Annotated in this window: 14 protein-coding genes; 6 read left to right on the top strand and 8 right to left on the bottom strand. The window is 62.6% G+C overall.

All coding sequences use genetic code 11. The annotated features are described in order from the left end of the window. Positions 1–89: 89 nt before the first annotated feature. From IPM84_11045 to IPM84_11020, 6 genes are all read right to left on the bottom strand, one after another. Positions 90–2,825: a hypothetical protein gene (locus IPM84_11045; protein MBK9093297.1), complete on the bottom strand. Its 2,736-nt coding sequence runs from the start codon at positions 2,823–2,825 to the stop codon at positions 90–92. Between the two features lie 224 nt (positions 2,826–3,049). After that, positions 3,050–3,700, bottom strand: coding sequence for a hypothetical protein (locus IPM84_11040; GenBank protein ID MBK9093296.1), 651 nt, complete (start codon positions 3,698–3,700; stop codon positions 3,050–3,052). After that, complete coding sequence (locus IPM84_11035) at positions 3,697–4,233, bottom strand: gamma carbonic anhydrase family protein (GenBank protein ID MBK9093295.1); 537 nt, start codon at positions 4,231–4,233, stop codon at positions 3,697–3,699. The genes IPM84_11040 and IPM84_11035 overlap by 4 nt, the downstream gene beginning before the upstream one ends. Before the next feature lie 13 nt (positions 4,234–4,246). Beyond that, positions 4,247–5,464 carry a TIGR00300 family protein gene (locus tag IPM84_11030; protein MBK9093294.1) on the bottom strand — a complete coding sequence of 406 codons (1,218 nt, stop codon included), beginning with the start codon at positions 5,462–5,464 and terminating at the stop codon, positions 4,247–4,249. Positions 5,465–5,514: 50 nt separating this feature from the next. Next, positions 5,515–7,554 carry an NAD-dependent DNA ligase LigA gene (gene ligA / locus IPM84_11025; GenBank protein ID MBK9093293.1) on the bottom strand — a complete coding sequence of 680 codons (2,040 nt, stop codon included), beginning with the start codon at positions 7,552–7,554 and terminating at the stop codon, positions 5,515–5,517. 7 nt (positions 7,555–7,561) lie between these two features. Continuing rightward, positions 7,562–8,209: an SH3 domain-containing protein gene (locus tag IPM84_11020; GenBank protein MBK9093292.1), complete on the bottom strand. Its 648-nt coding sequence runs from the start codon at positions 8,207–8,209 to the stop codon at positions 7,562–7,564. Between the two features lie 238 nt (positions 8,210–8,447). Here IPM84_11020 and IPM84_11015 point away from each other — a divergent pair, with 238 nt between their 5' ends. The 4 genes from IPM84_11015 (at position 8,448) to IPM84_11000 (ending at position 12,607) form a co-directional block, all read left to right on the top strand. Then, on the top strand, positions 8,448–10,043 hold the full coding sequence (locus IPM84_11015) for a hypothetical protein (GenBank protein MBK9093291.1): 1,596 nt from the start codon (positions 8,448–8,450) through the stop codon (positions 10,041–10,043). Between the two features lie 35 nt (positions 10,044–10,078). Continuing rightward, positions 10,079–10,516, top strand: a complete 438-nt coding sequence (locus tag IPM84_11010) for a hypothetical protein (protein MBK9093290.1) — start codon at positions 10,079–10,081, stop codon at positions 10,514–10,516. A 31-nt stretch (positions 10,517–10,547) separates the two neighbouring features. Continuing rightward, positions 10,548–11,654, top strand: a complete 1,107-nt coding sequence (locus IPM84_11005) for an ATP-binding protein (protein MBK9093289.1) — start codon at positions 10,548–10,550, stop codon at positions 11,652–11,654. A 161-nt stretch (positions 11,655–11,815) separates the two neighbouring features. Further along, positions 11,816–12,607: a VWA domain-containing protein gene (locus tag IPM84_11000; protein ID MBK9093288.1), complete on the top strand. Its 792-nt coding sequence runs from the start codon at positions 11,816–11,818 to the stop codon at positions 12,605–12,607. Here IPM84_11000 and IPM84_10995 read toward each other — a convergent pair. Both IPM84_10995 and IPM84_10990 read right to left on the bottom strand, forming a co-directional pair. Further along, on the bottom strand, positions 12,597–13,271 hold the full coding sequence (locus tag IPM84_10995; protein MBK9093287.1) for a hypothetical protein: 675 nt from the start codon (positions 13,269–13,271) through the stop codon (positions 12,597–12,599). The two genes, IPM84_11000 and IPM84_10995, sit on opposite strands and share 11 nt — an antisense overlap. A 105-nt stretch (positions 13,272–13,376) precedes the next feature. Then, complete coding sequence (locus IPM84_10990; GenBank protein MBK9093286.1) at positions 13,377–13,679, bottom strand: Trm112 family protein; 303 nt, start codon at positions 13,677–13,679, stop codon at positions 13,377–13,379. A 224-nt stretch (positions 13,680–13,903) separates the two neighbouring features. Here IPM84_10990 and IPM84_10985 point away from each other — a divergent pair, with 224 nt between their 5' ends. Both IPM84_10985 and IPM84_10980 read left to right on the top strand, forming a co-directional pair. After that, entirely contained in the window at positions 13,904–14,614 is a 711-nt protein-coding gene (locus IPM84_10985; protein MBK9093285.1) for a hypothetical protein, read from the top strand. Between the two features lie 246 nt (positions 14,615–14,860). Further along, complete coding sequence (locus IPM84_10980) at positions 14,861–15,055, top strand: hypothetical protein (GenBank protein MBK9093284.1); 195 nt, start codon at positions 14,861–14,863, stop codon at positions 15,053–15,055.

Raw genomic sequence — 15,055 nt, 5'->3', positions numbered from 1 at the left:
ACTAAGGGTTCACAAAAGCATCCGTTCCGCCGCTGGTTCAGTCGGAGACCGGTCAGAGCAGGAAGTAGGAGGGGATGGGGCTGGACGAACTAATGCAAGCCGAGATCGCGTGCCTGCGCGATCGCCTGGCTGCGGCTGCTAACGCCCAATTTCTGCAAGACGTTGTGTACGTGCCACTTGGCTGTGCCCAGGCTGATCACCAGCTCATCGGCGATCTGCTGGTTGGACTTGCCGGCCGCGAGCAGGCGGAGGACGCGCAGTTCCTGTTCGCTGAGAGGCTCCGGCAATTGCCCACAGGGTGCGGGGCGCGCGCCGCCGGCGGCCGTGCCCATGCCCAGCAGGGAATCCACCAGTTCGGGCGCGTGGTGGCGCGCTTTGGGCAGCAGGTCGAGCAGGGCCTGGCCTTCATCCAAAAAAATCCGGGCGTAGCCTTCGGACGCGGCCAAGCGCAGCGATTGCCCCAGCAATTCCAGCGCAGCCGGGGTGTCCCCCCTGGCGTGCTGGCACAGGCCCAGCAACATGAGCGTCTCGATGCAGGCCTGGGTGCGGCCGGCCGCGGTGGCCCGTTCCAGGAGCGGGCGCAGGATGGCCGGGATCGCTTCCAGATCGCGTGTCGCCAGCAGCACGCGCGTCAACGTCAGATCCACAAATTCGTACGGCGCGTCAGCCCGTAGCGGCCGAACCTCAGCCGCCCATTGCGCCGCCGCGGAGATCTGCCTCAGGAGCAGTTGCAGGCGGGCCAGATAGGCCGCGACGTGTACATCCATGTGCTGAATGCCATACGCCTGTACGATGGACTTGACTTCCTGCATGGCGGCGAGCGCCCCGCGTGTGTCGCCCTGGCAGCCCCGCAGGCGGGCGAGAGACGCCAGCCCCAGGATCACATCTTCCATCAAGCCGCCCTGCCGGGCCAGCGCCATGCCATCCGCCAGCAGTTTTTCGGCCGCGGCCAGATCGTTGCGCTCCAGGGCAATGCCGCCGAGAATCGTGTACGCCAGCCCCAGCGGCGGCAGGCGGGCGCCTGCGGCCAGTTGAATGGCGGCGCGACAGGTCTGCTCGGCCTGGTGTAAGCGGCCTTGCCGGATTTGCACCTGCGCCGCGGCGCAGAGCGCATGGATGGCCAGGAAGAGCACCCCAGCCGCTTTGGCTTCCGCGCTGGCGTGTGAATAGTTCGCGACGGCCTGCCCGTTCTGATCAGCGATCTCGTACGCCAGCCCCAGGCTGAAAAAGGCGCGGGCATGCGCCAGGTGATTTTTGCGAGGGATTCGGGATTGCGCAAAGGCAATCTGCGCAATGGCTTGCGGGGCATCTCCGCGCATGGCCGCGATCGCGCCGCGATAAAGCGCAGCCAGCGCCTGCACTTGTCCGCGTTCCGCGTCAGGCAGCGCAGGGGCCGCTTCCAGCGCTTGTTCGGCTTGCATAAGGTGGGATTCGGCCAGCTCGAAGCGTCCCGCAAGATACAGGATACGTGAGGCGTCCAGGTTCAACTGCGGACGGCTTTGGAAGGCCGGCGGCGGCAAGGCGTCCAGCCAGGACAGCCATTGCGTCAGGTTGCCGGCCGACCAGGTCGCATCGCGCTGCAAGGCCCGCTCGATGACATCCGCAGCGAAGTTAGTATCGCCGCCGGCCAGCGCATATTGCACCGCCTCGCCCATCAGGTCATTGGCTTCGTGCCATGCAGATGCCTGCTGATACAACCGGCTTTGTTCAGGCCTGGTCAGCAGGGTGCGCAGGTAATCGGCAAACAGGTGGTGGTAGCGATACCAGCTCCGCTCGTCATCCAATGGCACGATGAACAGGTTGGCTTGTTCCAACTGCGCGATGGCCGCCTGGGCATCCCCTCGCCCGGTGAGCGCGCAGCAGACGTCGGCGTTGAAACGCTCCAGGATACTGGTTTGGATCAGGAAGCTGCGCAGCGCCTCGCCCTGCTGGCGGATGACTTCCTCTGCCAGGTAATCCAGCACGTACCGATGGCTGCCGGTGAAAGATTGGATGAAGCGGGTGACGTCCTGGTGTCCCTGCATAGAAAGCGCGGCCAGTTGCAGACCGGCGATCCAGCCTTCGGTGCGGGCTTCCAGCGCGGCGATGTTTTCTGCCGAGAGGCTCAATCCCATCACCTCGTTGAGAAAATCGGCGGCTTCGGCGGGGGTAAAACGCAAGTCGGCAGCGCGCAGTTCGGTCAACTGGTCCCGGACGCGCAAGCGGGCCAAGGGGAGCTGCGGATCCTCACGCGTGGCGATGACCAGGTGCATCTGCGGCGGCTGGCGCTCGACCAGGAAGGCGAGGATCTCGGCAACCGGTTTGGAGTCAATCGTATGGTAGTCATCAAGGACGAGGATGAAGCCTGTTCCTTCACTGCGTTCAGGACAAGCTTTGAGCGGAGGCGAAGGATCAGCCGGGATGGCGGCGATTTGGTTGAGCAGGATCGTCAGGAGCGGCTCGATGGGCGGCGGCTGCGGAGAATCGAGCGCGGCCATCACCTCGGCGTTTTCGCAGAAAATCGCCCCGGCGCCGATCCCGGACGAGATAGTCTGCAAGGCCGCCACGAAGTAGGCCAGGAAGCGGGCGGGATCGTTTTCGCCAGCGTCCAGCGACAGCCAGGCGACCCTCACCTCTGGCCCCTCTCCCGCTGGGAGAGGGGAAGGGGTGAGGGCGGCGACCCATTCGCTAACCAGCGTGGTTTTGCCGAAGCCGGCGGGGGCAGAGATGAGGGTCAGCTTGCCGTGCAGACCCTTGTTCAGCCGCTCGATCAGGCGGGGGCGGGGGACCACTTTGGGTCGCGGTGGGGGGATATAAAGCTTGGTGGCTAAGATGGGCGTGGACATGGATCAATTATACAGCACGCCTCCCCAAACTCAAACAGCATCCCAAATCAGCCACGATCTTCTATACAACAAACCCAGCTCGCGGGCGCGGGCTATAGCTTCAGTGCGGCGCTGCAACGGTATGGGTTTCGGTCATGCCGATATACTGCAAGCGGGAATAGGCTTCACTTTTCCGCCTAAGGGGTCAGGCGCAATTCATGCCCGCTTGCAGTATAGCTTAACGATCAGTCCTCTGCACGCAGACCCCGCGCCGCCAGCCAGGCTTTGAGCCACGGGACCAGGCCCCACGTCTGGCGGCTGAGTGCATCCACGGCCCACGCCTGCGTCAGCGCATCCACGCGTACGCGCTCGACCTCCTGCTGGGACAGCGACTCGCGACCCTGCACCGAGGCATCGAGCAGGCCCATCGCCGCGTAGATGTTGCTCAGGGCCGTTGCCACCTCCACCGGGCCGCGCAGGTCCAGCGGGTAGTCACCGCGCACGGTCTGCACGTGCTGAAGCGCGCTGCGCAGCACTGCTCCCAGCGTCAGCAATTGCGCCGCCTGTTCTTGCGCCAGAAAGCCGGCCACGCCTACGACCTGCCCCACGGTATCCCACACAAACTCCGCATCCATTTGCAACGCCAACGCCAGCGCGCGCGCCAGTTGACTGCACGCCTCATCCAGGCGCGCCAGGCGCAGCAGAATCAGCGCCTGGCTGCGATAGGCCACCAGCAGCCCCGGCGCATCACCGGCTTGCAGGAAACGCGCCGCGGCCGCCTCGTTCAGCGCCAGCGCGGCCGCCAGATCGCCACGGTCTTCGGCCGCGCGGCTCTGCTGGCCCAGGCTGCGCGCCTGCGCCGCCAATTCGGTAGGGGTATCCGGCAACAAAGTCATGCCAGCGTAACCTGGGGGGAGGGCGCGCTGCGGCCGGCCAGGTAGGCGCGGCTGGATTGGACGTAGGACTGCGCGATGCGACGAATCATGGCGGCCTGCTCCGAACTGACCGGCCGCACGATTTTGGCGGGCAGACCGAGCACCAACGAATGGGGCGGCACCACCATGCCTTCAGGCACCAGCGCGCCCGCGCCGATCAGCGAGCCGTGGCCGATCAACGCGCCGCTGAGCACGGTGGCGCGAATGCCGATCAGCACGTCGTCTTCCACCGTACATCCATGCACGATGGCGCCGTGCCCCAGGCTGACACGGTCACCCAGGCGCAGAGGCTTGTCCCCATCCACGTGCAGGATGCAGCCGTCCTGGATGTTGCACTGCGCGCCGATGGTGATCGTGTTGACATCGCCGCGCAACACGCAGCCGAACCACACCGATGACTCCGGCCCCAGCGTCACCTGGCCGGTGATGATGGCGCCGGGCGCGATGAAGACGGAACGATGAATCGTCTCAGGGTGAAAAAAAGGATCGAGCATCAGGTTTCATCGCCTATTCTGGCAGGTCGAGCTCTTCGACCAGCTCGCGCAAGAACAGTTCCGCATCGGTCACGATGCCAACCGCCTGGAACGAACCGCGGTCCGCCAGCTTAGTCACCGTGGCCGGGTTGATGTCCACCGCCACCACCTTGACATGGCTGGCGAGCAGGTTGCCGGTGCCAATCGAATGCAGCATGGTGGCCAGCATGATGCACATCTCCACGCCATGTAGCGCGGCGCGCATCTGGCGCTGCGCCTCGCCCATATCGCCGATGACATCGGGCATGGGGCCGTCATCACGCACGGAGCCGGCCAGCACCATGTCAATGCCACTGCGATAGGCCTCCGCCATCAGGCCGCTGCGCAGGAAACCGCTCTCCACCGCGCGCTTGATCGAACCGATGCGCCGCATAGCATTGATCGCGCGCATGTGATGGCTGTGACCGCCGGGCACGGGCAGCCCGTTGGTCAGGTTGATGCCGAGCGAGGTGCCGAAGAGCTGCGACTCGACATCATGCACGGCGATGGCATTGCCGCCAAAGAGCACCTGCACATAGCCGCTGCGAATCAGGCGCTCCATGTACGGCCCCGCGCCGCTGTGAATGATGGCCGGGCCGATCACAAAGCAGATGCGCTGCCCGGCCTCGCGCACCTGGCGCATGGTGCGCGCAATCTGGGCAATCGCCAGCTTGTTCGGCCGCTCCGATGAGACTTCGTTGCGCATGAAGCTGAAGACTTCCTGCTCACGCTGGCGCTGCGGCGGCAGTACGCGGATACCGCTGTGCCCCACGACGACCAAATCACCCTGTTTGACCTCTGAGATCGGCACGTTGTGCGCCCGGCCCTGGTCCGGGGCCACCACCACCACCAGGTCCATCTCCGTGCCTTCCACAGACTGCCAGCGTCCGCCCAGGCGCACCTCGGTCGGCAGGTTGGTTGTGGAATAGAAGGCATCTGGCAGCGCGCCGTCTGTCGGCGCTGGCGTCACATGCGCGTCGTCGCTGTTGACCAACTGCGCGCCCAATTCCTGCAGCGCAGTGATGATATGATCCATCTGCTCCTGCGTGTCGGCAAGAACCTTCATACGCGCCAGGCTGACCGCGTGCTTATGCGTGCCCACGTCCACTTCGAGCACATCGAAGTTGCCCCCCGCGTCCATGATGACATCCATCACACGCGGCAGGATCAAGGAGTCAATAATATGCCCTTCGAGCCTGATCTCTTCGCTCAGGCGAGAATGAGAATTCGCCACAGGTACCTCGTCCTCAAGTATCGTTTGCTTCAGGCGTGCAGCAGGCGCAGCAGATCATCCAGGCTGATCGTAGGAACGCCCAGGCCGGCCGCCTTCGCCGCCTTACTGCCGGGGTTTGTGCCCAACAGCAGATAATTGGTCTTCTTGCTCATAGAATCGGTCACTTTGCCGCCCTGGGCCTCGATCAGAGCTTTGGCCCCGTCGCGGCTCAGGCCTTCCAACGTGCCGGTGATGACGAACGTCATGCCTGCGAATGTCTGCGGCCCGACCAGGGCCGGTGCGTCTGCGGCCAGGCGCACGCCCGCGGCGCGCAGGCGCTCGATCGTCCGCCGGTTCGGCGCGTGGCTGAACCAATCCACCACGCTGGCGGCCAGCACCGGCCCCACGCCGCTGATCTGGCTGAGGTCATCCGCGGTGGCGGTCAGCAACGCTTCGATACCGCCAAAATGACTGGCGATAGTCTCCGCGCCCACCGCGCCGACGCCGTGAATGCCCAGCGCGTTGAGCAAACGGCTGAAGGGGCGTTCCTTCGACGCCTCGATGGCGCTCAGCAGGTTGCTGACCTTCTTCTCGCCAAAACCTTCCCGGCCCAGCAGCTCAGCCCTGCGCTCATGCAGGTAATAGATGTCGGCCAGATCGGTAATAAAGCCCAGTTGCACGAACAACTCGGCCTGGCGGATGCCAAAGCCCTCGATGTCCATCGCGCCCCGCGACACAAAGTGCTCGATGCCGCGCACCAATTGCGCCGGGCACGCGCTGTTGACGCAGTGGTAGGCTGCCTCGCCGGCCGGCCGCTGGATCGCCTCGCCGCAGACCGGGCATTTCTCCGGCATCGTCCAGACGCGCTCGGAGCCGTCACGCAGTTCCGGCAAGGAGCGCAGCACCTGCGGAATGACCTCGCCGGCCCGCTTGATGATCACGCGGTCGCCGATGCGCAAGTCCAGTTCCGCGACATAGTCAGCGTTGTGCAGCGTGGCGTTGCGCACCATCACACCGCCCACGGCCGCCGGTTCCAACACGGCAAAGGGGTTGATCGAACCGGTGCGGCCCACGTTGACCTGAATGTCGAGCAGGCGGGTGATCACCTCGTGCGCCGGGTATTTGTAGGCGGTGGCCCAGCGCGGCTCTTTACCCACGAAGCCCAATTCCTCGTGCAGCGCCACCTGGTTGATCTTGATGACCAGGCCGTCAGTTTCATAGGGCAACGCCTGACGCTGATCTTCCCAGGCGACCACGTAATCCACCAACGGCTCGAAGTCGTCGAAGAGGCGAATGTGCTCGCCCAGGGAGATCACCGGGAAGCCCAGGTCGCGCAGAAAAGTCAACGCGTCCCACTGCGTGGCCAACGGTGCTGCGCCTTCGAGTACCACCACCTGGTAGGCCCACAGGCGCAAGGGGCGCTGCGCACTGATCGCGGAGTCAAGCTGGCGCAGCGCGCCGGCCGCGAAGTTGCGCGGGTTGGCATAGGTGCGTCCTTCCTGCGCGGCGCTCTGTTCGTTGAAGCGTTGAAAGTCGGCCACGTTGACATACGCCTCGCCGCGCACCACCAGGCGAGCCGGCGCGGGCTGCTTACCCGTCAGCGGGATGGTCAGCGGCAGGCCGCGCACGGTGCGCAGGTTGGCGGTGATGTCCTCGCCCTCCGTGCCATCACCGCGCGTGGCGCCGAGGACAAAGCGGCCGTTGTCATAGTGCAGCACCACGGTCAGGCCATCAATCTTCGGCTCAACCACATAGCTGAGCGTTTGGCCCACCTCAGGCGACAGCAAGCGCAGGGTGCGCTCACGCCAGGCGCGCAGTTCACCGGGATTGAAGGCATTGCTCAGGCTGAGCATCGGCTGCGGGTGGCGCACCTTGACAAAGCGATCGGCCACCCAGCCACCCAGCCGCTGCGTGGGTGAATCCGCGGCCTGAAGCTCTGGATGATCAGCCTCCAGGCGCCGCAGTTCGTTCAACAGCGCGTCATATTCCGCGTCGCTAATCTGCGGCGCGTCCAGCACGTGGTAGAGATAGCCATGATAGTTGAGCGCCTGGCGTAGGGCGGCGGCTTTTTGCATCAGATCCATGGTCATACTGGGTTCAATTGATCGGCTGCAGCCAGGCGGAAGCCATCCAGCCGACAGTGCCATCGTCCATGCGGATGCGCCACCAGGTGAAGCCGTCGGCTATCGTGGGGTAGGGATCGGTGTAACCGGCCGGCGGCTCCATGACCGTCAGTTCAACGCCATCGTACAGGGTTGTCATGCGTGCATTGCCCTGACCGGCGCCAAAGCGGACGCTGATCCCTTCCGGATTCGCGTTGACGACGCGCACACGTCCGCCCATGCGAATCTGAGTGGCAGGGATCGGCGCCGGCGTCGGCGTGGCGGTAAAAGACAGATCGGCCGTCGGTGTGATGACGGCGCCGGCAAGCATGGTTGGCGTGGCCGTGGCTTGAAAGACCGTCACCAGGGTTGGGGTTGGGGTAGCGGTTGGCTCCACGCGGCCAAAGCCGCTGATGCCCCAGATCAACGCCAGGACGATCAACGCCAGCACCACGCCACCGGCTACCCAAGCTAACAGGCCAGGGCTACGGGACGCTCCGGCTGCGAAATTCGGCTGATTGTCCCAGCCGTCGGCATCAACGTCAGCGTCAGCGTCAACGTCAGCATCAGTCGCGCCGGTGTCGTCGGCCGAATCATTCCAGTCAGCAGGCGCCGATCGGTTGTTCTCAGAGTCATACGTCATGAAAAATGCCTCCACTTCTGGTCAGGGTTCCCCAGGCTCGAACGAGCAGACGGGGAGTCAACAGAGCCCCCTGCGGAGGCTGTCTGTTACCCGCCAATTATACCAACGGACAGGATGCTTGACAAAGACCTCTGCACGCATTTGTCAAAGGCGCGGCAAACTGCTAAAATTGTGAAGATTTACATTAGAAACCGAAAAAGATGCATAAGCTGACACCACACGGAGGAGGATAGACGGGGTGATTCGTCGTAATACGCAGACTACCGCCTATTGGCGTGAATCGTTCAAGATCAATCTCGATGATTTGGAGTACCTCGGAAACTATCTCCTGGAGAAAGAGACTCCGCAGACCTCTGAAGCACTGACCCTGGCGCTAATTGAGTATCGCTGCCAGCGTGAAGAGAGCAAGATCCGCAGCGAGCTGAGCAAAGGCGAGATTTACCAACCTAGCAAGGCTTATCGCACGGGCCAACAGGTGGTTTTTCCCGCCTTTGAGTACACCCTGGGAACGATCACCAGTGTACGCAAAGGCTCGAATCCTGAACACGGCGAGTTCGACGTTGTCCAGGTGATGCTGGAAGGACAAGCGGAACCACGTGAATTTGCCGGTAGCCTCAAGACCGCGCATCGCCTCAGCCGCACCGATGGCGAAACCGTGGAAACTGGCGAGCGGCTGCAGACGCCGCGAGATCTGTACAGTCAATACGGTGGCAGTGTGCGCAAGGCGTTGGTTGAGCAACTGCGCGCCAGCACTCAGCCGGCGTTCGTGCAAGACGGGGATCAGTGGCTGACCCGTGAGGCGCTCGTCGAGGTTCATGTGGGGCATCTCAACATTGCCGAGGCGCTCATCGAGATGAAGACTCAGCCCATCACGACCACTGTGCTGCTGACCGAGATGGGTCTGCCGACGGAAGTGCCGGAGCACCTGCGTCGTTTTTCAACCAATGCCGGGTTGCGCCAGGACGAGCGTTTCGATGACGTGGGTAGCGGGACCGAACCGTCATGGTATCTGCGCCGTCTGCAGCCGCCCGAAGTCTGGCAGACGCCAAGCGCCCTGCGTTATGAACCGATCCCCTATGATCGCCTGGCCCTGGGCGTTGAGATGCTGCAACAGGAATGGGAACTGGACGATGAATGGTCAACCGACGGCATTAGCGTGGACACACCGATGGTGGTGCCGACCATTACGCTCAATCTGATCTTTCCCCACCTGCGCTCTGGCACGTTGCCCTTGAGTGGTCGGGCGCAAGGATTCTTCCCGCGTGGCCTCGGCCGCAGCACGATGATCACCCTGGTTGATGGGCGCTGGGGCGCACGCTTTGCGGCCTTTGTCTGCCATGAAGGGCGCTACATCGCCGGTCTTGGCGGCTGGTTAGAACAGCACAAGCTACCGGTTGGGGCCATCATCACGCTGGAACGCACGCGCGAGCCGCTCGAATATGTGGTGGACTTCCGTCCGCGGCGCCCACGCCGCGAATGGTCGCGCACCGCCGAGATCCGAGACGGCGAGTTGGTCTTCGCCCTACAAAAACAGTCCATCAACTGCGATTACGATGAACATCTGACGGTCGCCGAGATCAGCCCGGGCGCCTTGGATGCGTACCGTCAGACCCTGGCGACGGAGCGCGTCCCACTCAGCCGCCTGGTGCGGCAGTTGGCCCAGGAATTGGCAGGCAAAAGCCCGCAGGGCACGGTCCATGCCAAGACGATCTACAGCGCGGTCAACCTGGTGCGGCGCTCACCTCCGGGGCCAATCTTCGCCATTCTTGCCACCGATAGTACGCTGCGCAGCATGAGCGGCGGTTATTGGGCAATGGCGGTGCGTGCATCCTAGATCATTTCCAAGAAAGCAGGCAAAGGCGACGATTCATGACAACAACCTGGATAAAGCCGACAGTTAGTTCCAAGTTTCATATTGACTTTAATTGGTGGGAAACGAGCGGGCTTGATTTCCGCCTCTATCTGCGCAATCAGTTGTGTGAGGATTGCAAGTCTCGTTTTCCCAGTCACCGCGACACGGAGATGGTTGACTGGATTGATCCGGAGACTGCGGAAGTCAAGCGCACCGATGCCCTATGGCAGTGTTTGCGTACCGTTTGCGCGCGCAAGCCAGACTATATCAATAATGGCTTGCCCCTGGCAACGGCTGTTTTTCGCGCGTTTTTGGCCAACAACAATGCCCCGCTGAGTCCCAACGAGATGCACGATCTGATTCCCTGGAAATTGCCCGACGTGATTCTGCGCACCCTCACCGCCGGCGACACCCATATGGGCATCCGCCCGTTGCAGATTGTCTCCAGGCGCTAGTCTGCCAGAGCTAAAAACGGAGAAGAACCAGATGCCGGCTCCCATCTTTCCCTTTACGGCCATTGTCGGCCAGGACCGCATGCGGCGGGCGCTAATCTTGAATGCCGTCAGCCCGCGTATCGGCGGTGTGTTGATTCGCGGCGAGCGCGGAACCGCTAAATCTACGGCTGCGCGCGCGCTGGCCGCACTGCTGCCAGAGATCGAAGTGGTGGCCGACTGCCCGTTCCAGTGCGACCCGAACCGCCCTGACCATCTGTGCGATAACTGCCGCGGTCGTCTGCAGCGCAGCGAGGTGCTGCCCACGGCTCTACGGCGGACCCGTTTCATTGACCTGCCCGTCAGTGCCACCGAGGACCGCGTGGTGGGAACCCTCGATATCGAGAAGGCCATTCAGCGAGGTGAACGCCATTTCGAGCCAGGCGTGTTGGCCGCGGCCAACCGTGGCCTGCTCTACGTGGATGAGGTCAATCTGCTGGATGACCACGTGGTGGACATTCTGCTCGATTCCGCGGCGATGGGAATCAACGTGGTGGAGCGTGAAGGCATCTCGTTTCAGCACCCGGCGCGCTTTATCCTGGTTGGCACCATGAATCCAGAAGAGGGCGACCTACGGCCGCAGTTGCTCGATCGGTTTGCGCTGTGTGTAGATATGCAGGGTATCAACGATGCCAACCAGCGCGTGGAAATTCTGAAGCGCCGCATCGAGTTCGAGCAAGACCCGGATGGTTTCCGTGACCGCTGGTACACTTCGGAGCGCCATCTGACCGAAGAGATTGATCACGCCCGTGCGCGCTTGCCCCTGGTGACGTATGCACAACGCGATCTGTATATGATCGCGGCGCTGACCGCGGACTTCAAGGTGGACGGTCACCGGGCCGACATCGCCATTCTGAAGACGGCCCGTGCCCAGGCTGCCTACGAGGGCCGCCTCAGCATCAACGAGCGGGATATTCTGCTGGCGGCCGAGTTGGCCCTGCCCCATCGCATCAAGAAAGCGCCGTTCCAGGATATTGCCCTGGAACCGCGGCAGTTGGAAGAACGCCTGCGCCAGATTCGCGCCGACATGGGGCCATCCGAAGAGAGCAGCTCGACCGAGAGCCAGGCGCCGTCGCCCAATGTAAAAAAAAAGATGATGTAAACGACGAAGCACAGGAGGGCGAGCCGCAGAGTGCCAGCGGCTCGCCGGATATGAGCACCAACCCCAGCCGCCCAGGCGAGGACAACAAGGCGCCGGCCGGCCGGCCGATCAAGGTCGGCGACACTTTCAAGACCAAGCGCATCGGCACTCCACTCGACAAATTGGCCCGTCAACAGGCGGGCAAACGCTCTGTCACCCGCACGCAACGCAAGCGCGGCCGCTACATCAAGGCGCGGCCAGTACACGATCACCCAACCGACATTGCCTTCGATGCCACGATTCGAACGGCCGCGCCCTATCAGTTGCAGCGTGCCCATCTGCGCGCGGAGCGGGCGGTTGCCTTTGCCGTTCAACGCCGCGATTTGCAGCAGAAGGTGCGCGTGCGCCGCACCGCCAATCTCGTGCTGTTCGTGGTTGATGCCAGTTGGTCCATGGCCGCGGCCGAGCGCATGGAAGCCACCAAAGGGGCCATTCTCTCGCTGCTCATGGACGCCTATCAGCGGCGTGACCAGGTTGGGCTGGTGGTGTTTCAGAAGGATCGTGCGCGCCTGATCTTGCCGCCTACTTCCAGCGTGGATCTGGCGGAACGAGCGCTGCGCACCATTCCGGTGGGTGGCAAGACGCCTCTGAGCAGTGGCTTGCTGCTGGCGTATGAGATTTGCCTGGCGGCTCGCCAACGTGACCAGGAGGTGCTGCCGATCATCATCCTGCTCACCGACGGGGCCGGCAATGTCACCATGACGGGAATGCCGCCCCAAGAGGAAGCCACGCGCATGGCAGGCCTGATCAAGGCGAACCATTTACGTAGCGTGGTCATCAACATGGAACATGTGGCGTTCGATCGTGGCCTGGCGCGCAATCTGGCCGACGCGATGGGCGCGCCCTGCTTCACACTGCCTGAGTTACGCACCGAGGTGTTGGTGCGCACCGTGCGCGAACACCTCAAGCCGTAAGGCCGTAGATGCGCCGCAGGCGCTGCATCTCCAGAGTCTCGACCGCGACCACGAAGGCCTCGACATCGCGCGCATGGTGAAAAACCTTGTAGCCTCGGATCAAAAAGGCCAGCGTAGGTTCCCAACCCAGGCGCCGGGCCGGCAGGCGCAGGGCCTGCAAGTTCCAATCAATCAGTGGCAGGCGGCTGAGGTTGGCCACCGCCCGCAGCGTGGCGCCGATGCGTTCGATCTGCTCGACCCGCGCCAGGTAGTTATTGCACTCTCGGTAGGCCCACTCATACTCCGCAGTCGTCCAGCCGTCGGCCTTTTCGTGCAGAACCAGTACATCAATCAGGTAATCGTCCAGGGCCTCGGTCAGTTCCACCAACTCCAGCGATTCCTTCATCGTTGCCAGCGGCTTCGGCCCGACGATGTGAACTAACTTGTCGTACAACTGACGAAAACGAGTATTGCGGTCATCGAAGTCGTGCGGGCCATAGATATCAACGAAGAAGAACTCCGCCAGGCGTCCGTACACGGGCGAACGCGCCAGATCATCGTGATCATGGCGCAGACGCTGGCTCTGGTAGGCCTGCAGCCGCGTACGCAGCACGGTGCGCTGGGCATCGGCCAGGTGAACAGCGGTCAACGTCGGTTTGTAGCGAACATGCATCCAGTCAGGCATGGCAAATCGCAGGTGGTGATCAGGCTCTATCGTGCATTGGGCGTCGGAACGTCTCCGGCATCCGGCGTGCTGCCAGTCGCGGAGACGTTCCGGGCCAGCTCGAATTTACGCGGGTTGGGCGATCAGGCTGGCATCCTGATACTTGCGCCCTTCGTCAATCAACATCACGGGGATGCCGTCACGAATGGGATACCGGTAGCCATTGCGGGGGTTGATGAGCCATTTGCCATCCGCGCTGAGGGTCAGAGGCCCCCTGTCCAACGGGCATACCAGGATCTTCAACAGGTCCGGGCTGAGGTCGCCGCCCAGTTCAGTCTCTTTCAACGCTTCGGCTTCTGACGGGCCTGTGTTTTCTGCGCCGCTCAAGTCAATCGCCTTCTGTTCGCCCAGGATCTTGCGCAGAATCATGATGGCGGCTGCAATCAAGGCCAGGGGCAGCAGCCATTTCAGTAGACTTTTCATCGTCGTGATGATCTCCTTTACAAACTAATTGGCCTGCCCTGCGCAGCGTAAACCACGCCACGCAGACGCCAGGGCACCCGGTAAATATCTTACGACGAACAGGGCGACTTGGCAAATTCGAGTCTGAGGTCAATTTGCAGCCCAGGCCCGGTGCCCGTTATAATCGCAGCATGGCGATTCGGCAAGAGAGTGACCTGTACGCGCCGCTCAAGCGGTTCTTCGAGCAACAAGGCTACGAGGTGCGTGGCGAGGTCAAGGACTGTGATCTGGTGGCACGGCGGGACGTGCGGTTGCTGGTCGTGGAGATGAAGATTGCCTTCAACCTGACGCTGGTGCTGCAAGGGCTGCGACGCCAACAGGTGACGAATCATGTCTATGTGGCGATCGAGGCGCCGGGACGCAAACAGCGGACGTCACGGTGGCGCGAAGTCCAGCAGTTATGTCAACGGCTTGGCTTGGGACTGCTGATCGTCAATTTCAGAATGGAACCGCCGTTGGTCGAAGTGGTGTTGGAAGCAGGGGTCGAGCAAGCGCCCCGCACTCGCCGAGCCAAGCAAGCACAGGTTGCAGGCGAGTTCGACGGGCGCAGCGGTGACTTCAACACGGGCGGAAGCACACGGCGCCCATTGGTCACCGCCTATCGCCTGCTGGTGTTGCGCATTGTGGGGTATCTGCAGGAGCATGGCGCCAGCCCGCTGGGCGAGATCAAGACCGCGCTGGGGCAGGCCAATGTTGCGGCCATCCTGCAGCACAATCATTACGGCTGGTTTCAGCGCGTGACGCGCGGGGTCTATGGGCTGAGCGCGGAGGGGGAGGCCGCAGGCCGGCAGTATGCGGATGTCATCGCCTCTGCCGTCGCGGGCAATTTGAGGTCCCGCTAGCGGACACAAGAGGCGGCCAGGCAGCACAGCCAACGTCGTGCGCAGAGAGGTTTGACAATTCACTAAAAGCGGTTAGAATAACTTCGATCCTCGTGCTCGAATGTCAGCGAGGAAGTCCAGTGCGCACCAGCCGTGCGCCCGCCACGCCAGGCGTGGCCAATCTGTTTCCGACCGACAATTGCACGGCAAGCGGGCGCGTCACGGCACGCATTGCTGAACGTTGTGACCAAGGAGAAACCCTAATTCATGGGTGAATGGGAATGTATGGAATGTGGGTACATTGCACCGGGGCAAAAACGGCCTGACCACTGCCCTGAATGTGATGCGCCGACTGAGGCCTTTGAATACTTCGAATACGAAGAGGACAACTTCGAGGACTTCGACGATCTCGATGAGAGCGACGAGGACTACGAGGGCGTAGAAGCAGCGATTTCAGCGTAA

It is taken from the genome of Candidatus Amarolinea dominans (genome assembly GCA_016719785.1).
Lineage (GTDB): Bacteria > Chloroflexota > Anaerolineae > SSC4 > Amarolineaceae > Amarolinea > Amarolinea dominans.
Note: the sequence above shows the minus strand (reverse complement) of the source record. Positions and strands in the feature narration are given on the sequence as shown.

Bases quoted from the DNA above. Each gene is read 5' to 3' on its own strand.
- IPM84_11020 (MBK9093292.1), bottom strand. From the start codon at position 8,209: ATGACGTATGACTCTGAGAACAACCGATCGGCGCCTGCTGACTGGAAT.
- IPM84_11035 (MBK9093295.1), bottom strand. From the start codon at position 4,233: ATGCTCGATCCTTTTTTTCACCCTGAGACGATTCATCGTTCCGTCTTC.
- IPM84_10990 (MBK9093286.1), bottom strand. From the start codon at position 13,679: ATGATTCTGCGCAAGATCCTGGGCGAACAGAAGGCGATTGACTTGAGC.
- IPM84_10995 (MBK9093287.1), bottom strand. From the start codon at position 13,271: ATGCCTGACTGGATGCATGTTCGCTACAAACCGACGTTGACCGCTGTT.
- IPM84_11005 (MBK9093289.1), top strand. From the start codon at position 10,548: ATGCCGGCTCCCATCTTTCCCTTTACGGCCATTGTCGGCCAGGACCGC.
- IPM84_10980 (MBK9093284.1), top strand. From the start codon at position 14,861: ATGGGTGAATGGGAATGTATGGAATGTGGGTACATTGCACCGGGGCAA.
- ligA (MBK9093293.1), bottom strand. From the start codon at position 7,554: ATGACCATGGATCTGATGCAAAAAGCCGCCGCCCTACGCCAGGCGCTC.
- IPM84_11045 (MBK9093297.1), bottom strand. From the start codon at position 2,825: ATGTCCACGCCCATCTTAGCCACCAAGCTTTATATCCCCCCACCGCGA.
- IPM84_11040 (MBK9093296.1), bottom strand. From the start codon at position 3,700: ATGACTTTGTTGCCGGATACCCCTACCGAATTGGCGGCGCAGGCGCGC.
- IPM84_10985 (MBK9093285.1), top strand. From the start codon at position 13,904: ATGGCGATTCGGCAAGAGAGTGACCTGTACGCGCCGCTCAAGCGGTTC.
- IPM84_11010 (MBK9093290.1), top strand. From the start codon at position 10,079: ATGACAACAACCTGGATAAAGCCGACAGTTAGTTCCAAGTTTCATATT.